Origin of the sequence: Haloplanus sp. XH21 (genome assembly GCF_023276355.1) — an archaeon.
Classification (GTDB): Archaea; Halobacteriota; Halobacteria; order Halobacteriales; family Haloferacaceae; genus Haloplanus; species Haloplanus halobius.
The window spans coordinates 1,354,911-1,369,523 of record NZ_JALLPL010000001.1 but is presented as its reverse complement, the minus strand read 5'-3'; the positions used below and the strand labels follow the sequence as shown (position 1 = coordinate 1,369,523).

15 protein-coding genes are annotated in these 14,613 nt (G+C 67.3%); 11 read left to right on the top strand and 4 right to left on the bottom strand.

The window, feature by feature from the left end; all coding sequences use genetic code 11:
• Nucleotide 1 precedes the first annotated feature (1 nt).
• Together MXB53_RS07020 and MXB53_RS07015 are read right to left on the bottom strand one after the other, a co-directional pair.
• Nucleotides 2-295, bottom strand: a complete 294-nt coding sequence (locus tag MXB53_RS07020) for a DUF5779 family protein (protein WP_248896671.1) — start codon at nucleotides 293-295, stop codon at nucleotides 2-4.
• 111 nt (nucleotides 296-406) lie between these two features.
• A complete protein-coding gene (locus MXB53_RS07015) occupies nucleotides 407-778 on the bottom strand; it encodes a cupin domain-containing protein (RefSeq protein ID WP_248896670.1) in 372 nt (123 codons plus the stop codon).
• 207 nt (nucleotides 779-985) lie between these two features.
• Between MXB53_RS07015 and MXB53_RS07010 the strand changes: the two genes are divergently transcribed.
• The 8 genes from MXB53_RS07010 to MXB53_RS06975 all read left to right on the top strand — a co-directional run bounded on the left by MXB53_RS07010 (nucleotide 986) and on the right by MXB53_RS06975 (nucleotide 9,311).
• Nucleotides 986-2,215, top strand: a complete 1,230-nt coding sequence (locus MXB53_RS07010) for a LeuA family protein (RefSeq protein WP_248898084.1) — start codon at nucleotides 986-988, stop codon at nucleotides 2,213-2,215.
• A 318-nt stretch (nucleotides 2,216-2,533) separates the two neighbouring features.
• A complete protein-coding gene (ilvB, locus tag MXB53_RS07005) occupies nucleotides 2,534-4,297 on the top strand; it encodes a biosynthetic-type acetolactate synthase large subunit (RefSeq protein WP_248896669.1) in 1,764 nt (587 codons plus the stop codon).
• Entirely contained in the window at nucleotides 4,294-4,884 is a 591-nt protein-coding gene (gene ilvN / locus MXB53_RS07000; RefSeq protein ID WP_248896668.1) for an acetolactate synthase small subunit, read from the top strand. Before ilvB ends, ilvN begins: the two co-directional genes overlap by 4 nt.
• Nucleotides 4,885-4,886: 2 nt before the next feature.
• Nucleotides 4,887-5,921: a ketol-acid reductoisomerase gene (ilvC, locus tag MXB53_RS06995; RefSeq protein WP_248896667.1), complete on the top strand. Its 1,035-nt coding sequence runs from the start codon at nucleotides 4,887-4,889 to the stop codon at nucleotides 5,919-5,921.
• 74 nt (nucleotides 5,922-5,995) lie between these two features.
• On the top strand, nucleotides 5,996-7,414 hold the full coding sequence (gene leuC, locus MXB53_RS06990) for a 3-isopropylmalate dehydratase large subunit (protein WP_248896666.1): 1,419 nt from the start codon (nucleotides 5,996-5,998) through the stop codon (nucleotides 7,412-7,414).
• Nucleotides 7,411-8,031, top strand: a complete 621-nt coding sequence (gene leuD / locus MXB53_RS06985; RefSeq protein ID WP_248896665.1) for a 3-isopropylmalate dehydratase small subunit — start codon at nucleotides 7,411-7,413, stop codon at nucleotides 8,029-8,031. The genes leuC and leuD overlap by 4 nt, the downstream gene beginning before the upstream one ends.
• Nucleotides 8,028-9,014: an isocitrate/isopropylmalate dehydrogenase family protein gene (locus tag MXB53_RS06980; RefSeq protein ID WP_248896664.1), complete on the top strand. Its 987-nt coding sequence runs from the start codon at nucleotides 8,028-8,030 to the stop codon at nucleotides 9,012-9,014. The genes leuD and MXB53_RS06980 overlap by 4 nt, the downstream gene beginning before the upstream one ends.
• A gap of 147 nt (nucleotides 9,015-9,161) precedes the next feature.
• Nucleotides 9,162-9,311 carry a DUF7557 family protein gene (locus MXB53_RS06975; protein ID WP_248896663.1) on the top strand — a complete coding sequence of 50 codons (150 nt, stop codon included), beginning with the start codon at nucleotides 9,162-9,164 and terminating at the stop codon, nucleotides 9,309-9,311.
• Here the strand turns inward: MXB53_RS06975 and MXB53_RS06970 are convergent.
• Entirely contained in the window at nucleotides 9,308-9,748 is a 441-nt protein-coding gene (locus MXB53_RS06970) for a DUF5799 family protein (protein WP_248896662.1), read from the bottom strand. The two genes, MXB53_RS06975 and MXB53_RS06970, sit on opposite strands and share 4 nt — an antisense overlap.
• Before the next feature lie 251 nt (nucleotides 9,749-9,999).
• On the opposite strand from MXB53_RS06970, the gene MXB53_RS06965 reads away from it, so the two are divergent.
• Both MXB53_RS06965 and psmB read left to right on the top strand, forming a co-directional pair.
• Nucleotides 10,000-10,173, top strand: coding sequence for a hypothetical protein (locus MXB53_RS06965; RefSeq protein ID WP_248896661.1), 174 nt, complete (start codon nucleotides 10,000-10,002; stop codon nucleotides 10,171-10,173).
• A gap of 56 nt (nucleotides 10,174-10,229) precedes the next feature.
• The gene (psmB, locus tag MXB53_RS06960; RefSeq protein WP_248896660.1) at nucleotides 10,230-10,961 is read left to right on the top strand and encodes an archaeal proteasome endopeptidase complex subunit beta; all 732 of its coding nucleotides are present in this window, start codon (nucleotides 10,230-10,232) and stop codon (nucleotides 10,959-10,961) included.
• A 19-nt stretch (nucleotides 10,962-10,980) separates the two neighbouring features.
• Here the strand turns inward: psmB and MXB53_RS06955 are convergent, their stop codons facing one another.
• Nucleotides 10,981-12,525 carry a glutamate-cysteine ligase family protein gene (locus MXB53_RS06955; protein ID WP_248896659.1) on the bottom strand — a complete coding sequence of 515 codons (1,545 nt, stop codon included), beginning with the start codon at nucleotides 12,523-12,525 and terminating at the stop codon, nucleotides 10,981-10,983.
• A 419-nt stretch (nucleotides 12,526-12,944) separates the two neighbouring features.
• Between MXB53_RS06955 and ligA the strand changes: the two genes are divergently transcribed.
• Nucleotides 12,945-14,612: an ATP-dependent DNA ligase LigA gene (gene ligA / locus MXB53_RS06950; protein ID WP_248896658.1), complete on the top strand. Its 1,668-nt coding sequence runs from the start codon at nucleotides 12,945-12,947 to the stop codon at nucleotides 14,610-14,612.
• Nucleotide 14,613 lies beyond the last annotated feature (1 nt).

Here is a 14,613-nt window from a genome sequence, read left to right as displayed (position 1 = left end):
GTCAGGCGAGGCGGTCGGTGTCGATGCCGACGCCAGGTGGGGTCACGACCAGGAATCCGCGAAACCGCATGAGGGTTCCGCCCTCGTCCCGAACCTCGCGGGCAAAGCCCGCGGCCAGTCGGTTCAGGTCGCCCTCGACGTTCAAGACGAGTATCTTGCCGGCCTCGATGCTCTCGATCCACTCGGCGGGATCGGTGCTGCCGTCGAGAACGCCGAGGACGACTTCCGACCCGCCCTCGCTCGTTCCCTCGAGTTGTTCCTCCGCGTTCCGGAGGTCGAGGTCGAAGTCGCTCATGGCGTGATGGTCGCGCGGCCGAGAGAAAAGCGTTCGGGGCTCCTGACAGCGGGGAGTGGAACGCATCGGAGGTCCTCGCCAGGGGGCCCGGCGAAAATCTCTCGACAGACCCTATTCGGGGTCGAACGTCCCCGTCCGGAGCCCCCGCCGCACCGGGTCGTGTTCGGCGTCCGTCGGTGGCGGCGCCGTCACCAGCAGGGCTTCGAGACGGGCGGCGGCGGCTTTGACGCCGCGGTCGACGCCCGCCGGCACGACGACCACGTCACCGGGTTCGACGTGGTGGGTCGTCTCGCCCTCGCGGACGACGCCGGTTCCGGACTGCACCGCGACGACGACGTCGCTGTCCGGGCCGTGGACGGGGATGAACTGGCCGGGTTCGAAGTAGCCACAGACGACTTTCGTCCGGTCGCTCTGAAAGATGCCGTGGGCGGCGAACTGGTCGTCGTCGTAGGCGCGCTCGGCGTCGAAATCAGTCGCGGGCATACGCGGAGGTCGGTGACCGGCGGCCCAGAGGGTTGTCCCGAACGTGTTCTTCGGGGCGCACCGAAGGGCCCTCTCGACAGAAGTTGCACGTGTTCGGTGGCCGATAGCTAGAAACCGGTGGGTGGTGGTTCAGTTCGAACATTCTTTCCACCTGTCTGACACTGACGGCGACAGGGATAGTTTTATATATAACGGAGGTACTCTGCTATTGTACAATGTCTCACGACATGGAGGATTCGTCGGATACCCCGGCGGATCGAGTTCTTCCAGGGCACGTTGGCCCGCACCGGCGAAATTGACGGTGTACGAATTTTCGACACGACGCTCAGAGACGGCGAGCAGTCGCCACGCACGTCGTTCAGTTACGACGAGAAGCGAGACATCGCCGAAGTACTCGACGACATGGGCACGCACGTCATCGAGGCGGGGTTCCCCGTCAACTCGGACGCGGAGTTCGACGCAGTGCGTGACATCTCGAACGCCACCGACACGACGGTCTGTGGCCTCGCCCGTGTCGTCGACAAAGACGTCGAAGCGGCGCTCGACTCGGGCGTGGGACTGGTCCACGTCTTCGTGAGCACGAGCGACGTGCAACTGCAGGACTCCATGCACGCCTCCCGCGAGGAAGCGGTCGAGCGCGCGGTCAGTTGCGTGGAGCGCATCAAGGAGGCGGGTGTGGAGTGTATGTTCTCGCCCATGGACGCCACCCGGACCGACGACGACTTCCTCGTCGAGATGGTGGAGGCGGTCAGCGAGGCAGGCACCGACTGGATCAACATCCCGGACACGTGTGGCGTGGCCACCCCGACGCGGTTCATGGACCTGGTGCAGATGGTCCGTGAGAACACCGACGCACGGGTGGACGTCCACGCCCACGACGACTTCGGCCTGGCGACGGCGAACGCGATGGCCGGCTTCGAGGCCGGCGCCGCGCAGGCGCAGGTGTCGGTCAACGGCATCGGCGAACGCGCCGGCAACGCCGCCTTCGAAGAGGTGGTCATGGCCTCCGAAGCGCTGTACGATGTCGACACCGGTATCGACACCACCCGGATCACGGAGCTGTCCCGGATGGTCGAAGAGTACAGCGACATCCCCAACCCGCCGAACAAGCCCGTCGTGGGACGCAACGCGTTCTCCCACGAGAGCGGCATCCACGCCGCGGGCGTCATCGAGAACTCGGACACGTTCGAACCGGGCGTCATGACGCCCGAGATGGTGGGTGCGACTCGCGAGTTCGTCCTCGGGAAACACACCGGGACGCACTCGGTTCGCAAACGCCTCGAAGAAATCGGCTACGATCCGACCGACTCCGAGGTCCGTGCAGTCACGCGTCTCGTCAAGGATTACGGTGCCGACAAGGAGCGCGTGACGATGGCCGACCTCCGGCGGTTCGCCCGCGAGGAGAACGTGACTCGCGAGGAGGAGGTCCGGGCCTGATGGGAGCGCCTCCGTCCGCTCCACCCGGGGCGCGGCGGGTGGCGCTTCCGACGGCCGGCGGCGACGGAAACAGTTATACGCCAGGAGTGGCACCCAACGAGTACGATGCGAGGGCTCGATCCCATCCGCAGGACGACCGCGAGCGCCGCCCCAGCGGCGACGATCCGCGGAGTCGACGGTTCGATCGGCCCGATTGTAGGGGCGCTATAGCCCCTCACTCCATCCTCCTCGAATCCGACCGTACCACACACATAGGGAGTCAGACGACCACGCAACTATGACCCATCCACACCGACAGCGACCGAGGTATCACAGCCCATGAGTGAACGCACGACCCAGCCACCGGAGGCCGAGGAGTCGACCGACAGCGACGAGTCCGCATCGGAACCGACGGCGGTGTCGTCCGGCGCCACGTCGACGGTTCGCGCGCTCGAAAACGCCGGCATCGACGTGATGTTCGGCGTGCAGGGCGGCGCGATCATGCCCGTGTACGACGCCCTCTGGGGATCGGACATCAACCACGTCATGATGGCGCACGAACAGGGCGCGGCCCACGCCGCCGACGCCTACAACGTGGTATCGGGCGACCCCGGCGTCTGTCTGGCAACGTCCGGACCCGGCGCGACCAACCTCGTGACGGGTATCGCCGACGCCAATATGGACTCCGACGCCGTCGTAGCGCTGACCGGACAGGTGCCCCAGAGCATGGTCGGCAGCGACGCCTTCCAGGAGACGGACACGACGGGGATCACCGCTCCCATCACGAAGAACAACTACTTCGCGAGCGACCCCGACACCGTCGGCGACACCGTCGGCGAGGCGGTGGCGCTCGCGAGCACCGGTCGGCCCGGACCGACGCTCGTCGACCTCCCGAAGGACGTCAGCAACGCGGAGACGGAACGCGAGCCCGGCCCGCCGCAGACCCCGGAGACGTACACGCCACAGGACGAGGCCGACGACGACGCCGTCGAGACGGCGGCCCGCACTATCGAGTCGGCCGAGAAGCCGCTCCTGCTGTTCGGCGGGGGCGTCGTGAAGGCGGACGCGTCCGAGGAGGCGCGTCACTTCGCGACCGAGTACGAGATTCCAGTCGTGACGACGATGCCCGGCATCGGCACCATGCCCGAGGACCACGACCTCTGCCTGTCGTGGGCGGGCATGCACGGCACCGGCTACGCCAACCTGGCGATTAACCACACCGACCTGCTGATCGCGGTCGGGACGCGGTTCGACGACCGCCTCACGGGCGGTATCGAGACGTTCGCGCCCGGCGCGGAGGTCATCCACATCGACATCGATCCCGCGGAGATCAGCAAGAACATCCACGCAGACTACCCGCTCATCGGCGACGCCGGTCGCGTCCTCGAACAGCTCGACGACGAGATGACCGAGGCGCCGGACGCCGCCGCGTGGCGCGAGCAGTGTGACACCTGGGTCGAGGAGTATCCGATGGACTACGCCGCCCCGGACGACGAGCCGCTCAAACCGCAGTTCGTCGTCGAGGCGCTGGACGAGGCCACGAGCGACGAGGCGATCGTCACCTCGGGCGTCGGCCAGCACCAGATGTGGGCGTCGCAGTACTGGACGTTCCGCGACCCGCGGAAATGGATCTCCTCGCACGGCCTCGGGACGATGGGCTACGGCCTGCCCGCGGCCATCGGCGCGCGCCTGGCGGCCGACGACGGCGAAGAGGTCGTCTGCGTCGACGGCGACGGCTCCTTCCTGATGACGGTCCAGGAACTCTCGGTCGCGGTGCGCGAGGACCTGGACATCACCGTCGCTATCCTGAACAACGAGTACATCGGGATGGTGCGCCAGTGGCAGGACGCCTTCTTCGAGGGCCGACACATGGCCGCCGGCTACAGCTGGATCCCGGAGTTCGACAAACTCGCGGAGGCGTTCGGCGCCCGCGGCTGGCGCGTCGACGACTACGACGAGGTGGCCGACGCCATCGAGGAGGCGCTGGCGTACGACGGCCCGTCGGTCATCGACTTCCATATCGACCCGTCGGAGAACGTCTACCCGATGGTGCCCAGTGGCGGCGCAAACGACAAGTTCGCACTCTCGGAGGAGCAACTATGAGCGGTGGACTGGAAGGCCCAGAACCAGAGGAACGCAAGACGCCCGAGGGGCGACGCAACGCCCAGGGCATTCGTATCGACCCCGAAGTCGAGGCGGAGCCGGAGCGCAAGCGAGCCGTCCTCTCGGTGCTCGTGAAACACGAACCCGGCGTGTTGGCCAACGTCTCCGGTCTCTTCCGGCGGCGTCAGTTCAACATCGAAAGCCTCACCGTGGGGCCGACCACTGATCCCGACCGGGCACGAATCACCCTCGAGATCGAGGAAACCGAGCCGGGTATCGAACAGGCGAAAAAACAGCTCCAGAAGCTCGTTCCGGTCATCGCCGTGACCGAACTCGAATCCACCGCGATCCGGCGCGAACTCGCGCTGATCAAGGTGGACGGCACCGCACCGGATCAGGTCGGCGCCGTCGCGGAGATGTACGACGGCAAGACCGTCGACGTCTCGCGCGAGTCGGTGACGGTCGAGATTACGGGCAGCGAGCAGAAGATCGACGCCGCCGTCGAGACGTTCGGCCGATTCGGCATCCACGAGATCGTTCGGACCGGGACGGCAGCGCTCGAACGCGGAACCCAGAAGACGACATAACCATGACAGACGAATTCACCACCCCAGTGTACTACGACGACGACGCGGATCGTGACGCAATCGCCGGCAAGACCGTAGCCGTCCTCGGCTACGGCAGTCAGGGCCACGCCCACGCGCAGAACCTCGCGGACAGCGGGATCGACGTGATCGTCGGTCTCCGGAAGGATTCCGACTCCTGGTCGCAGGCCGAAAACGACGGCCTGCGCGTGGCGACGCCGGACGACGCGGCCGCCGAGGCCGACATCGTCTCGATGCTCGTCCCCGACACCGTCCAGCCGGCGGTGTTCGAAGCCATCAGCGACGGGCTTGAGGCCGGCGACACCCTCCAGTTCGCCCACGGCTTCAACATCCACTACAACCAGATCCAGCCGCCCGAGGACATCGACGTGACGATGATCGCCCCCAAGACGCCGGGGCATCTCCTCCGCCGGAACTACGTCGAGAACACGGGCACGCCGGCCCTGCTCGCCGTCTACCAGGACACCACGGGCGAGGCACAGGAAGAGGCGCTGGCGTACGCCCAGGCCATCGGCTGCACCCGCGCGGGCGTCGTGGAGACATCGTTCCAGGAAGAGGTCGAGACGGACCTCTTCGGCGAGCAGGCCGTCCTCTGTGGCGGCATCACGTCGCTCATCAAGAAGGGCTACGAGACGCTGGTCGACGCGGGCTACAGCCCCGAGATGGCGTACTTCGAATGTCTGAACGAGATGAAGCTCATCGTCGACCTGATGTACGAGGGCGGGATGGCCGAGATGTGGAACTCGGTCTCCGACACCGCCGAGTACGGCGGCCTGGCCGTCGGCCCCGAGATCGTCGACGAGGGCGTCCGCGAGAACATGGACGAGGCGCTGGAAGCGGTCCAGAACGGCGAGTTCGCCCGCGAATGGATCGCGGAGAACCAGGCCGGGCGACCGTCCTACACGCAGCTCCACCGCGCCGACCGGAACCACGAGATCGAGGAGGTCGGCGAGCGCCTGCGAGCGCTGTTCTCCTGGGCCGAGGAGTCCCAGGAAGCAGAGGCACCGGCGGATGACTGAGCGGATGGACGTAGAGAGCTACGCCGGCGCCGCCAGCGCCGCCGCGACATCCGCAGTACGAGGGCCGAACGACGATGAGTGAGGGCACGCTCTACGACAAGGTGTGGGACCGACACAAGGTGGCCGACCTGCCCAACGGGCAGGACCAGCTGTTCATCGGCCTGCACCTCATCCACGAGGTGACGAGCCCCCAGCCGTTCTCGGAGCTGCGCGAGCGGGGCATCGAGGTGCCGTACCCCGAGCGCAACATCGCGACGGTGGACCACATCGTCCCGACCCGTCCCGAGGGCCGCCAGCGCCCGCTGGCCGACCAGTCGGCAGAGGGGATGCTCACGGCCCTAGAGCAAAACACCGAGGAGGCCGGCATCCAGTTCTACGGCCTCGACTCGGACAAGCAGGGCATCACCCACGTCGTCGCGCCCGAGCTCGGCCTCACCCAGCCCGGGATGACCGTGGTCTGTGGCGACTCTCACACCGCCACCCACGGCGCCTTCGGCGCCATCGCCTTCGGCATCGGCACGAGTCAGGTGCGCGACGTGCTCGCCTCGCAGTGTGTCGCCGCCGACAAGGCAGCGGTTCGGCGCGTCGAGGTCGACGGCACGCTCGGCGAGGGGGTCCACTCGAAGGACCTCATCCTGAAGATCATCGCCGAACTCGGCGTCGACGGCGGCGTCGGCTACGTCTACGAGTACGGCGGCGAAGCGGTGCGCGACCTCTCGATGGAGGAGCGGCTCGCGGTGTGCAACATGTCCATCGAGGGCGGCGCCCGCGCGGGCTACATCAACCCCGACGAGACCACCTACGAGTTCCTGGAGGGCCGCGAGTTCGCCCCCGAGGGCGACGCCTTCGAGGAGCGCAAGGCGTACTGGGAGTCCATCCGGAGCGACCCCGACGCCGACTACGACGACGTGGTCCATCTCGACGCGAGCGACCTGGACCCGATGGTCACCTGGGGGACGAACCCCGGGCAGGCCGTCGGCATCTCCGATCCCGTTCCCGCGCCAGAGGACCTGCCGGAGGACGAACGCGACGCCGCTCGGACCGCCCAGGAACATACGGGCGTCGAACCGGGCGAGACGATGGCGGGCTACCCCATCGACGTTGCCTTCCTCGGCACCTGTACGAACGGCCGCGTGAGCGACTTCCGCGAGGCCGCCGCGGTGCTGGACGGTCGCGAAGTCGCTGACGACGTGCGCGCGCTCGCGGTCCCCGGCTCTCAGACGGTGAAGTCGAAACTGGAAGCCGAGGGTATCGACGACGTGTTCCGTGCGGCCGGCTTCGACTGGCGCGAAGCGGGCTGTTCGATGTGTCTGGCCATGAACGACGACTCCCTGGAGGGCGACGAGCGGTGTGCGTCCTCGTCGAACCGCAACTACGTGGGCCGACAGGGGAGCAAGGAGGGCCGCACCGTGCTGATGAGTCCGGCGATGGTCGCCGCGGCGGCCGTCGAAGGCGAAGTGTGTGACGTGCGCGACCTGGAGGGAGACGTATGAGCGACGACAGCGTCGGCGTCGAGGAGATGAAGGTGCGCCGCGTGGCCGGCACGGGCGTCCCCCTCCGCGGCGACGACATCGACACCGACCAGATCATCCCCGCCCGGTTCCTCAAGACGACGACCTGGGAAGGGATGGACAAGTACGCCTTCTACGACGCGCGACGCGACGAAGACGGCGAACTCAACGACCACCCGTTCAACGAGTACAAGGGGGCGAACATCCTCGTCGTCAACGAGAACTTCGGCTGTGGCTCCTCGCGTGAGCACGCACCGCGCGCGCTCGCTCGGTGGGGCGTCGAGGCCATCATCGGCGAGTCCTTCGCCGAAATCTTCGCGGACAACTGCAAGTCGCTCGGCATCCCGGCGGCCACGACGGACGCCGAGACGGTCGAAGACCTGCAGTCGTTCATCGAAGAACACCCCGACGCGGGCATCGAACTCGACGTGGTCGATAAGACGGTCACGTACGATCAGCGGACCGTCGACATCGATATCGACGAGGCGATGCACGGCGCGCTCGTGCAGGGCATCTGGGACACCGTCGCGCTGCTCCGCTCGAACATGGACGCCATCGACGAGACGGCGGCGGACCTCCCGTACGTCGAGTCACGATGAGCGGCGACGAACGCATCGCAGTGATCCCGGGCGACGGCATCGGCCACGAAGTCGTCCCCGCAGCCCTGCGCGTCCTCGACGAAGTCGCCGACTTCGAGTACGACCACGTCGAGGCGGGCGACGCCGTCGCGGAACGGACGGGGGACCCCCTCCCGGCGGAGACCCTAGAGGCGGTCACGTCGGCCGACGCGACGCTGTTCGGCGCGACCGGCGAGACATCAGCCGATGTCATCCTGCCGCTCCGCGAGGCGGTCGGCTCGTTCGTCAACATCCGCCCCGCCCGGACGTATCCGGGCGTCGACGCCGTCCAACCGGAGACCGATCTGGTCATCCTGCGCGAGAACACGGAGGGCGTGTACGCGGGCATCGAGAACCGCCTCTCCGAGGACGTGTCGACGCTGACGCGACTGGTCACCCAGACGGCGTCCCGTCGCCTGGGCGAGTTCGCCTGCGACTACGTCGCGGCGGACGGGACGAACGAGTTCACCATCGCCCACAAGAACAACGTGATGCGCGTGACCGACGGTTTGTTCGTCGACACCATCAGCGAGGTGGCGGCCGACCGCGGCGTCGACATCGACACCGCGTACATGGACGCGATGGCGACCCATCTCGCGATGGATCCCGCGCAGTACGACGTCATCGTCTGCCCCAACCTGGCCGGCGACGTGCTGTCAGACCTGGCGGCGGGCCTGGTCGGCGGGCTCGGCCTCCTGCCGAGCGCGAACGTCGGCGCCGAGCGGGGCATCTTCGAACCCGTCCACGGCTGCGCGCCCGACATCGCGGGCGAGGGTATCGCCAACCCGGCGGCGACCATCCTCTCGACGGCGATGCTGCTGGAGTTCCTCGACTACGACGACGCGGCGGCGGACGTGCGAACGGCCGTCGAATCGGTGCTGGCCGACGGGCCGCGGACGCCCGATCTCGGCGGGTCGGCCTCCACCGAGGCCGTCGCCACCGCGGTCGTCGACCGGCTCCCCTGATGCGGGTTGAGTGGCTTTTGTCAGACAGTGTACGCCCGATCGCTGGACGGTGTGCAAACATTCCAGACGCGACGATACCGAGTTCTCGGCGGTCGCCTTACAACCCTCTGCATGAGTGTTAAGGGGGTGCGGCGCCCTTCTTCGAATATGCCGCAAGTGCATCTCGACGAGGGGACGCTCGAACGCCTCGATGGCCTGCGACAGGACGACGAAGAGTACGACGAGATCATCACGGAACTGATCAATATCTACGAGGCCGAAGAGCTCACGCTGTTCCACAGCGGCGACGAAATCTAGTCCTCGTACGCGTCGCGAACGTCGTCCCATTTGCCGGTCTCTTCCAGACGCTGTTGTAACGCGTCGGCGTACTCGTCGACGAGCCGCTCGGCCGCGTCGAGTTTGTCCTCGTCGTCCGAGCCGCCCATCCCGAGCGCGCTCCGGATGGTGTCGAAGACGCCGCCGCCACTCCCGCCGCTGTTCCCACCTTGTGTCGGACCACCGGGACCCATCTGCCCGCCCACCTTCTCCAGCTCCGGAATCATCTGCGGAAGGTTCTCGGTGTCGGGGACGATACGGGCCTGCTCCGGGTCGTCGGCGTGTTCGATTTCGAACTCGACGGCAGTCATGATCAGACCCCACTCCTGGTTCGTGAACTCGGAGGCACGGACCCGATCGCTGAACTCCCGGTCGACGGCCATCCGGTCGCTGACGATCCTATCGGTCCAGTTCGACATGGGGGAGGCTATGATGAGACGACGTATGATCCTGGCGGTTCGACCGATGTGCGTACGTCCCCTCGACGATAGCCATAACGTATGCGTAGGACGCCGGGAAGCCACGTCCAGTATCGGCGTGGGTCGCCGGACGGCGGGTGTGCGGAGGTCGCAGGTGAGGTGTTGGGGTGATCGATGGATGGCGTCGGGATGATTCGCACCCGGAAGCAGGAAAGCTTATATACACCGACCACCCGTGCTCGGCTACGCAGATGTTCGGGTCACTGTATCGCGCTGGCGTGTTCACCCTGTATCAGACGACCCTGGTCCTCGGCATCGTCCTGATGCCGTTGGTCCTGATGGCCCGCCATCTCGGCGTCCGCATCCCGCTTGGCGACCTCGTCGAGGCGACGACTCGGGCCTACGAGAACGCGAAGGCGAAGTGATGGGCTGACGCAGGGGAAGGGTTGCATTTATCAGCGACCCTCTGTAAGGGCAGGTGATGCGTACCCCTACGAACGAGGACTTTTCACGAACGCAGGAACGGCTTGACGGCGATCAGCCGGTGTTCGGGCCGGAGATCGGCGAATTCACCGACACCGAGCAGCGCCGCTCCGCCGCCGCCGGGGACGAGGAGATGAAAACCGGCACCACGACGGTCGGTCTCTCGACCGAGAACGGCGTCGTGATGGCGACCGACATGCGCGCGAGCGCCGGTCACATGGTCTCCAGCAAGGACGTCCAGAAGGTCGAACAGATCCACCCGAACGCCGCGCTCACCATCGCCGGCTCGGTGTCGGCCGCCCAGTCGCTCATCCGGTCGCTCCGCTCGGAGACCAGCCTCTACGAGACCCGGCGCGGGAAGGACATGAGCATGGAAGCGCTGTCGACGCTCACGAGCAACTTCCTCCGCTCGGGCGCCTTCTTCATCGTCTCGCCGCTGCTCGGCGGCGTCGACGAAGACGGAGCGCACGTCTACAGCCTCGACCCCCTCGGCGGGATGATGGAAGAGGACTACGCCGTCTCCGGCTCCGGGAGCCAGTACGCGCTCGGTGTCCTCGAACAGGAGTACGACGTGGACCTCTCGATCGACGAGGCGAAGTCCGTCGCCGCCCACGCCATCCAGAGCGCCGTCGAGCGCGACCTGGCCTCCGGCAACGGGATCAACGTCGCCGTCGTCACCGACGAGGGCGTCGAGATTACGAAGCACAAGGACTTCGAATCGCTGCTGTAAGCCGGTCTCTCTCTCTTCTCTACGATTCCCAGTCGACGAACGCCCCGTCGAGCAGCGTCTCCGTCTGGTTGGCGACGTATTCTCGTTGCATTGCGGGGATTGCCCGCCCCAGCGGCTCGCCCGCGTCGATCCGGGTTCGGACCCGGTCGCGTTTCCACGCCGCCGGCGTGACGCCCGATTCGGCGCGTGCCCGCAGTGGTGCGACGTACGCTTCCGCCTGCTCGGTCGAACAGCCGGCGCCGCGGAGTCCTTCGACCGCGTGTGAGAGCAGGTCGTCGTAGATCCGCTCCGGATCCGTGGTCTCGTGACCCGCGTTGGTGATCCAGCGCTGCTCGCTTTCGGCGCCGTGGCGAGCGGCGGCGTAGAAGTTCTCCTCGGCGATATCCCAGTCCAGGCCGATGACGGGGTGTTCGTGTTGCGGGAGGCTCTCCATCAGGCCGGCGAAGGTCGCCATGAACGCCATCGAGTCGCGGACGGTCGGCTGAGCGGCGATCGGCCGGAACTCGATACGGGCGTTGGCCGACGAGCGATCGGCGCCGTCAAAGACCGGCCGGACCCACCGCCAGAACGTGCCGTGTTTGCGCCGGAGCGTCGCGAACTTGTCGTCGAAGCGGTCGCCCTCGCTGACCGGCATGGGGACGACCGTCGGATCCCGCGCGACCCGGTCGACCGCTTCTTCGACCGTCTCGAGGTCGCGCGGGAAGCGCACTTTCTCCGCGTCGTCGTCGTTGAGGACGGACTCGAAGACGAAGATGCGGTTCTCGGCGCGGGCGTCGTCGACGACGGCGGTCGGATCGACGTCCTCGTCGTAGAGGTCGGGCGGGAAAAACGGGGAGTTGACGCCGAGCGCGAGTAGCGGGCCGGCGACGCGCAGCGCGTAGTTGTGGTAGATGGGCAGGTCGGAGGCGTGGGGGACCTGGTAGTGGGGCTGGATCGAGGTGATGAGGCTCTCGGGCATCACGGTGTCGGCCTCGAGGCTCACGTGTGGCGCGTCGAGGACGAACGGCGTCGGCGCGTTCTCCCCGTTGGCCATCGCGTGATACCGCACCGCGTCGGTCATGTTCGTCGCCACGCGCACGCCCTGATCGGTGATACTGTCGGTCAGATAGCGTCGCGCCGTCTCGCCGGAGGGCGGGATGGTCCACATGCCGTCGCTGACGAGACGCATCCCCTCGATGCGGGTCGTCTGGAGGGCGGATTCGAGATGCGAACGGACGCCCGCCGCCTGCGCCCGAAGCCCTTCGGCGTTCAGCGGTTGCGGACTCGTCGTCAACTCGGCGTTGTGGAGGCCGAGTTCCTTCTCGAAACGGATGAGTTCGAGCAGTCGGCGCGGCACCCGCACCAGCTCCGCACCCGCCTCGTCGGTGTCGCTCTCCTGTCGCCAGCGGCCGTCGGCGACGGCGTAGAACTCGTACTCCAGACCGACGATCGAGCGGTGGTTGTCGAAGGTGCCGTCTCTGAGTTCGGTCTTGACGACCTCGGCATCGGCCTGTGCTTGCGCGCGAAACTCCTCGACATCCACGTCGAGTACGTCCCGGACGCGCGCCGCCAGGTCTCCGTCCATACCCCTCCCTGGACAACACATCGTCTTCAATCCGGTGACTCCGACACGGGTAGTATTCAGATAAGCAGATGAGGTTGGGACCACCTCGAAAGCCCCCGTCGTCTCGGCGAACCTGGACGACGCAAGCACCGCAACGAAGTGAGGAGCGCAGCGAGTCCCGGGAGCCGAGACGACGGCCCCTTTCAATCCCACCCAGCGGCGGCCGGTCGGTCAGTCGATATGGGTGGGACTGAAAGGGGCGCTTCGCTGGAGGAAGGCGGCCGACGCAAGCACGCGAGCGAAGCGAGCGCGCACAGCGAGGCCCCCGACTCCAGCGAAGCGGGGCTTTCGAGATGTTTTCAATTCAATCGTCCCAATCTGAACGGTTTTCCGACACGAACCCGTCGCGCTTAACCGGACCGCGAACGCACCCCGAACCGATGGACTTCGCCGATTTCGCCGACCGCGTCGCCGACATCGAGGCCGAGACGGCCGACCTCGAAATCACGACGCTGGTCGCGACGCTGTTTGCCGACGCGGACGACGACCTGCCGGTCGTGGCTCGACTGCTGCTCGGGCGGGTGTTCCCCGCCTGGGACTCGACCACGCTCGACGTCGGGCCGGCGCTCTGTCACGCGGCGCTCGCGCGCGCCGCAGGGCCGAACGTCACCCCCGACGACGTGGCCGATCGCCTCGCCGATGCCGGCGAAATCGGTGCGGTCGCGGAGTCGCTCGACCTGGGCGGCCAGCAAGGACTCGGCGCGTTCGGCGCCGGGGGTCGTGACCCGCTGACCGTCGCCGAGGTGAACGACCGCCTCCGGGACCTGGCCGCCGCCGACGGATCGGGGAGCCAGGACCACAAGGTCGACGTGCTCTTCGACCTGTTCAACCGAGCCGACCCCCCGGCGACGCGGTATCTCGCGCGACTCGTCCTCTCGGAGATGCGGATCGGCGTCGGCGAGGGAACCGTCCGCGACGCCATCGCCGAGGCGTTCGACGTGCCCGTCGACGCCGTCGAACGCGCCCTGCAGGTCGAAAACGACTACGGCGCGGTCGCGGTCCGGGCCCGCGACGAGGGCGTACCGGGACTGACGGACGTGACCCTGACCGTCGGGCGGCCGGTACGGGCGATGCTCGCCCAGACGGGGACCGCCGCCGACGCCGTCGACGCCTGGGGGACCGTCGCCGTCGAGACCAAATACGACGGCGCGCGGGTGCAGGTCCACCACGACCCCGCTGGCGAGACGCGGATTTTCTCCCGGAACATGGAGGACGTGACCGACGCCCTCCCGGAAGTCGTCGAGTTCGCCGAGACCGAACTCGAGGTACCCGTCATCCTCGACGGAGAGGTGGTCGCGGTCGACGACGACGGCGACCCCCTGCCCTTCCAGGAGGTGCTGCGGCGCTTCCGGCGCAAGCACGACATCGAACGGATGCGCGAGGAAGTCGCCGTCGAACTCCGGACGTTCGACTGCCTCCACGTCGGCGGGACGGACCTGCTGGACGCCTCGCTTCGCGAGCGCCGCGAGCGGTTGGCCGACACGCTCGCGACACACGTCTCGCCGCTCACCCTCACCGACGACGTGGACGACATCGCCGACCGCGAGGCGGCGGCGCTGTCGGACGGCCACGAGGGCATCATGCTCAAGAACCCCGAGTCGGCGTACACGCCGGGCAAGCGGGGGCAGAACTGGCTGAAGCGAAAACCCGACGTGGAGACGCTCGACCTCGTCGTGACGGGCGCGGAGTGGGGCGAGGGCCGGCGGGCGAACCATCTCGGCACCTTCCTCCTGTCGGCCCGCGTCGAGGACGGGGGCGGAAGCGGAGACGGCGGGTTCGCCACCATCGGCAAGGTCGCGACGGGGATCACGGACGAACGATTGGCCGAACTGACCGACCTGCTCGAACCGCGGATCGAGGGACGGGACGGCACCGAGGTCGACATCGACCCCGCGGTGGTGTTCGAGGTCGGCTACGAAGAGATTCAGGAATCGCCCACCTACGAGTCGGGGTACGCGCTCCGGTTCCCCCGGTTCGTGGCCGTCCGTGACGACAAGTCACCCGCGGACGCCGACTCGCTGTCGCGGATCGATCGCCTCGTCGAGTGAC

Excerpts from the sequence above, each read along its gene's own strand:
- ilvB (WP_248896669.1), top strand. The coding sequence starts at position 2,534 with ATGAGTGAACGCACGACCCAGCCACCGGAGGCCGAGGAGTCGACCGAC.
- MXB53_RS06970 (WP_248896662.1), bottom strand. The coding sequence starts at position 9,748 with ATGTCGAACTGGACCGATAGGATCGTCAGCGACCGGATGGCCGTCGAC.
- MXB53_RS06980 (WP_248896664.1), top strand. The coding sequence starts at position 8,028 with ATGAGCGGCGACGAACGCATCGCAGTGATCCCGGGCGACGGCATCGGC.
- leuD (WP_248896665.1), top strand. The coding sequence starts at position 7,411 with ATGAGCGACGACAGCGTCGGCGTCGAGGAGATGAAGGTGCGCCGCGTG.
- MXB53_RS06955 (WP_248896659.1), bottom strand. The coding sequence starts at position 12,525 with ATGGACGGAGACCTGGCGGCGCGCGTCCGGGACGTACTCGACGTGGAT.
- MXB53_RS06965 (WP_248896661.1), top strand. The coding sequence starts at position 10,000 with ATGTTCGGGTCACTGTATCGCGCTGGCGTGTTCACCCTGTATCAGACG.
- ligA (WP_248896658.1), top strand. The coding sequence starts at position 12,945 with ATGGACTTCGCCGATTTCGCCGACCGCGTCGCCGACATCGAGGCCGAG.
- MXB53_RS06975 (WP_248896663.1), top strand. The coding sequence starts at position 9,162 with ATGCCGCAAGTGCATCTCGACGAGGGGACGCTCGAACGCCTCGATGGC.
- leuC (WP_248896666.1), top strand. The coding sequence starts at position 5,996 with ATGAGTGAGGGCACGCTCTACGACAAGGTGTGGGACCGACACAAGGTG.
- psmB (WP_248896660.1), top strand. The coding sequence starts at position 10,230 with ATGCGTACCCCTACGAACGAGGACTTTTCACGAACGCAGGAACGGCTT.
- MXB53_RS07015 (WP_248896670.1), bottom strand. The coding sequence starts at position 778 with ATGCCCGCGACTGATTTCGACGCCGAGCGCGCCTACGACGACGACCAG.
- ilvC (WP_248896667.1), top strand. The coding sequence starts at position 4,887 with ATGACAGACGAATTCACCACCCCAGTGTACTACGACGACGACGCGGAT.
- ilvN (WP_248896668.1), top strand. The coding sequence starts at position 4,294 with ATGAGCGGTGGACTGGAAGGCCCAGAACCAGAGGAACGCAAGACGCCC.
- MXB53_RS07020 (WP_248896671.1), bottom strand. The coding sequence starts at position 295 with ATGAGCGACTTCGACCTCGACCTCCGGAACGCGGAGGAACAACTCGAG.